This is a genomic window from Pseudomonas sp. 2,4-D (assembly GCF_030418155.1).
Lineage (GTDB): Bacteria > Pseudomonadota > Gammaproteobacteria > Pseudomonadales > Pseudomonadaceae > Aquipseudomonas > Aquipseudomonas alloputida.
This window is the reverse complement of the sequence record NZ_JAUHUI010000081.1, coordinates 1-4,504: the sequence shown is the minus strand read 5'-3', so window position 1 is coordinate 4,504 and position 4,504 is coordinate 1. Positions and strand designations below refer to the sequence as shown.

Annotated in this window: 4 protein-coding genes and 3 pseudogenes; 3 read left to right on the top strand and 4 right to left on the bottom strand. The window is 60.3% G+C overall.

Annotated elements, in window-relative coordinates; genetic code table 11:
- From QYE47_RS27150 to dusA, 3 genes and pseudogenes are all read right to left on the bottom strand, one after another.
- Positions 1 to 210, bottom strand: a pseudogene (locus QYE47_RS27150) (alkaline phosphatase family protein); the annotation flags it as partial.
- A 179-nt stretch (positions 211 to 389) separates the two neighbouring features.
- On the bottom strand, positions 390 to 1,316 hold the full coding sequence (gene tal / locus QYE47_RS27145) for a transaldolase (RefSeq protein ID WP_014591763.1): 927 nt from the start codon (positions 1,314 to 1,316) through the stop codon (positions 390 to 392).
- A 156-nt stretch (positions 1,317 to 1,472) separates the two neighbouring features.
- A complete protein-coding gene (dusA, locus tag QYE47_RS27140) occupies positions 1,473 to 2,483 on the bottom strand; it encodes a tRNA dihydrouridine(20/20a) synthase DusA (RefSeq protein WP_019437222.1) in 1,011 nt (336 codons plus the stop codon).
- Between the two features lie 97 nt (positions 2,484 to 2,580).
- Here dusA and QYE47_RS27135 point away from each other — a divergent pair.
- Positions 2,581 to 2,712, top strand: a pseudogene (locus QYE47_RS27135) (site-specific integrase); the annotation flags it as partial.
- A gap of 217 nt (positions 2,713 to 2,929) precedes the next feature.
- A complete protein-coding gene (locus tag QYE47_RS27130; protein ID WP_014591761.1) occupies positions 2,930 to 3,238 on the top strand; it encodes a chorismate mutase in 309 nt (102 codons plus the stop codon).
- A 45-nt stretch (positions 3,239 to 3,283) separates the two neighbouring features.
- Here the strand turns inward: QYE47_RS27130 and QYE47_RS27125 are convergent, their stop codons facing one another.
- Positions 3,284 to 3,910 carry a LysE family translocator gene (locus tag QYE47_RS27125; RefSeq protein WP_014591760.1) on the bottom strand — a complete coding sequence of 209 codons (627 nt, stop codon included), beginning with the start codon at positions 3,908 to 3,910 and terminating at the stop codon, positions 3,284 to 3,286.
- A gap of 165 nt (positions 3,911 to 4,075) precedes the next feature.
- Between QYE47_RS27125 and QYE47_RS27120 the strand changes: the two are divergent.
- Positions 4,076 to 4,192, top strand: a pseudogene (locus QYE47_RS27120) (IS5/IS1182 family transposase); the annotation flags it as partial.
- Positions 4,193 to 4,504: the final 312 nt, after the last annotated feature.

Here is a 4,504-nt window from a genome sequence, read left to right as displayed (position 1 = left end):
GGGGCTGGCGAATTGGATGTCCAGCAGGTGAACGTAGGCATGCCGGCCAATAGGCACCACTTGGCAATCGACTTGGGCCTCGCTTGCCAGGCAGACGAACTCGGGCTGCAGTGGTTGGGTAGTGACCAGCCAGACGGCCAGACGCTGGGGTTCCAGGCGGCGCAGTACCGGGCCGGCGAGAACGAGGGGCAACGGGTTAGGGGAGGTCATCGACAGCTCGGGTGGCTATGGCGGCCTGTTCGCGGGCAAGCCCGCCCTTACATCGATCGGTGTAGGAGCGGGCTTGCCCGCGAACAGGCCCGAGAATTCAATACACAACTAAGGCGTGGCAAACAAAACGGGCGGAAAATACTGAACACTTCCCGCCCGTCAGGCAAACCCGAACTGTATCAGGCCTTTTCAGCCATCAACTTCTCCAGCTTTTCCTGGTCCCGCGCAAATTGGCGAATACCTTCGGCCAGCTTCTCGGTGCCCATGGCGTCTTCGTTCATCGCCCAGCGGAACTGGCTTTCGTTCAGGTGCTGCTTGGCTTCACCGGCTTTGCCCGGTTTCAGCACCTGCGGCAACTCACCCTGGTCATCGCTGAGCTGCTGCAGCAGCTCGGGGCTGATGGTCAGGCGGTCACAGCCTGCCAGTTGTTCGATCTGGCCGATATTGCGGAAGCTGGCGCCCATGACCACGGTGTTGTAACCATTGGCCTTGTAGTAGTTGTAGATGCGCGTGACCGATTGCACGCCTGGGTCCTCGGCGCCCACGTATTCCTGACCGGTGCTCTTCTTGTACCAGTCGTAGATGCGGCCCACGAACGGCGAAATCAAAAACACCCCGGCATCGGCGCAAGCCTGGGCCTGGGCGAAGGAGAACAGCAGGGTCAGGTTGGTCTGGATGCCTTCCTTCTCCAGCTTTTCGGCGGCGCGAATGCCTTCCCAGGTGGAGGCCAGCTTGATCAGCACACGCTCTTTTGCCACTCCGGCCGCCTCGTACAGGGTGATCAGCTGACGGGCCTTGTTCAGCAGAGCTGGCTCATCGAACGACAGGCGTGCATCCACCTCGGTGGAGATGCGCCCCGGGATGACCTTGAGAATGCCCGAGCCTACCGCCACCGCAAACTTGTCGCAGGCCAGGTCGACATCACCCTTGGCGTCGGCCTTCACCTGTTTCAGCAGGTCGGCGTAGCCCGGGATGGCAGCAGCCTTGAGCAGCAGCGACGGGTTGGTGGTGGCATCGACCGGCTTCAGGCGGGTGATGGCGTCCAGGTCCCCGGTGTCGGCGACCACGGTGGTGAACTGCTTGAGTTGTTCCAGCTTGGAGGTCATGGGCGTGCTCTGTCCTGTGCATTTACTCGACATTACCCGAGCCCCGGCAGCCGCTCAAGGGCCGCCGAAACCCTGCGGACCCGCTGGCCCGCACAGGGCTGTACGAAAGGTGAAGATTCGAGTCGCAAGCAAGCCCGAGGTTCCCTCCCTCTGAGGTTACCGCCCCTGCAACAACTCCACGGCCTGGTCAAACACTGCCAAGGGTTCGGCCGCCTTGTGAATGTCTGCCGACAGCAGCTGACGGAAGCGCCGCGCCCCTTTGAATCCTTGGGCCAGCCCCAGAATATGCCGGGTAACGTGGTGCATCGCGCCGCCACTTTCCATATGCGCCACGATGTAAGGCCGCAGTTGCGCCAATGCTTCGCTACGGCTGACCACCGGCGCATCGCTGCCAAACAGCTGCTGGTCCACCTCGGCCAGCAGATAAGGGTTGTGATACGCCTCGCGCCCCAGCATCACGCCATCGAAGGTTTCAAGGTGTGCCTGGCATTCGTCCAAGGACTTGATCCCGCCGTTGAGCACGATCTCCAGGTCCGGGAAGTCTCTTTTCAACTGCGCTGCGATGTCATAGCGCAGCGGCGGAATCTCGCGGTTCTCTTTCGGCGACAGCCCTTCCAGAATCGCGATGCGTGCATGCACGGTAAAACTCCGGCAGCCGGCCTCACGCACCTGGCCGACGAAGTCGCTCAGTTCGGCGTAGCTGTCACGGCCGTTGATACCAATGCGGTGCTTCACCGTGACAGGCGTCGATACGGCATCACGCATGGCCTTCACGCAGTCGGCCACCAGCGCCGGGTGAGCCATCAGGCACGCGCCGATCATGTTGTTCTGCACCCGGTCGCTCGGGCAGCCAACGTTGAGGTTGACCTCATCGTAGCCCGCTTCTTCAGCCAGGCGCGCACACGCGGCCAGGTCGGCCGGCACACTGCCGCCCAGTTGCAGGGCCAGCGGGTGCTCAGAAGCATCGTGGCGCAGGAAACGGTGAGCGTCGTTGTGCAGCAGGGCGCCGGTGGTGACCATTTCGGTGTAGAGCAGGGTTTGCCTGGAGAGCAGGCGCAGGAAGAACCGGCAATGCCTGTCGGTCCAGTCCATCATGGGGGCAACGCTGAAGCGGCGTGACGGCTCAGGGCGCGTGGTTTGTGGCTTTGAAGCGTTTTCTAGGAGCATTCTGGGCTACGCAGTTATGTACCATTTTCTGGGGGCGTGTTGGGTTTGACAGTGGTGCGGGCTACCGCCGCCAATCACACTCGTACCACCGGAAATCATGGCAACGATCAGAGCAAGGAAAAAGGCCGATTCGACGGTTAGCTATACCGTCCAGGTCCGCCTCAAGAAAAAGGGTGTCCTAGTCTACCAAGAGTCCCAGACATTCGCCCGCAAGCAGGCTGCTCAAGCCGGGGCGAAAGATGGTTGGCGTGGAAGATCTGCATTATCACGATCTGCGCCACGCAGCGTGAGCTGGTTATTCGAAATGGATTGGGATATCCCTGCGGCGTTACACCCCCTCTGAGGAGCGTGAAGCGAACCTAGCATAGAAGCTACACTGCACGCCCCGATCACCCACGACAGCCTGCTCCAATCCATCGCAGGCTCATGAAAAGGAAGTCAAGCAAATGGATGTACCTTGCACCTCTCTGGACGAAGTCCGTCAACGGATCGATGAAATCGACCGCAGCCTCGTTTCGCTTCTCGCCAAACGTGGAAAACTCGTGACGCAAGCAGCGGGCTTCAAGAAAACCACCGATGATGTGCGTGCGCCTGCTCGGGTCGAGCAAGTGATCAGGAAGGTTCGTGAGATGGCTGACGAAACCGGTGCCTCGGCTGAGGTGGTGGAACAGGTCTATCGGGCGATGATTTCGGCCTTCATCGCCGAGGAGCTCAACACCCATGCGAAGCTGGCCGACGAGGCTTCAGCATCGTGATGAAACGCGGGGCTCATATGCAGCCCCGCCGCTTTCTCCTGCTTGCTATCTCTGGCTCAACGCCGCAATCGAGACGCCGGAGGCAACGAAGGTGAGGCCTGCGCCCACGTTCAGCCCATTCACCAGCCGGGGCCGCCGGTACAGGTAGCGAGACAGTCCCGTGGCGAAAATGCCCATCAAGGCAAACCCCAATGCCGTGAGTGCAGCGAACCACACGCCGTAAACCATCATCTGCACACTGACCGACCCGCGTGCGGGGTCGACGAACTGGGGAATGAACGCCAGCACGAACAAACCTGGCTTGGGGTTGAGCGCAGCCGAAAGCAGACCGGTCAGAAAAATGCTGGGCAGAGATTGCCTGGACGCCGGCTGAAAGCTTATCAGGCTACGAGCGCGCAGAACCTTGATCCCTAGCCAGAGCAGATAGCCGGCACCAATGAGCTTGATCACCCAAAATGCGAGCACCGAGGTTTGCATCAGTAGGGTCAAGCCTAACGAAGCAGCTGCAACGTGAAACAGAATGCCTGCGCCTGACGCCATGCCGGATACAGCCGCTGCGACTTTACCCTGGCTGAGACCGCGGCCAATGGCCAACAAGTTGTCAGGGCCCGGTGCCAGCACCAACAGTACGCAGGCGGCGGTATAGGCGAACCACACGTTCATGGGAAACACGGCTCTCTCCTTAAGCCTGATGAAGCATCCATCCTGACGGTGGGAGACGCCAATAGCAAGGCGGAACCTCAAGGGCTGTTAGCACTGGCGGGCTCGGCCCTGCTTGGTTGGCTGAGGATTCTCCGAACACGTCAGGACGGGGCAGACTACCTGTGCTGACACAGTCGTACGCTCAAGCGCCAGTTCGGTTATGTGAAGCCTCGCTTTCGTGGCTTGGCCAAGAACACTGCACAGCGGACCACGTTATTTGCGCCGTCGAACCTGTGGATGGGGCGCCGGTAGTTATTGAACTCTGCGCTATCGGTCGAAAAAATGGGCCTGGCGCGGTCGAGATGTTGCTCATTACGCGCTCGGGAAAACGTGATCGGCGTTTGCCTGGCAGTCTGTCGGAATGCGAGAACTTTGGTGTCTGTGTCAGGTCCAACTCGCACTTAGCCACCCACTCGCGCCTCCGGAGCCGAACAAAAAATGAAAAAACCTTTGGTTGCTGTCTTTGCTTGTGCATTGGCACTTGGGATGACGGCATTCTTGCCTGCCGATATCTCCCCTATCAGTTCCGCCTATGCCAAGGGCGGCGGTGGTGGCGGTGGTGGC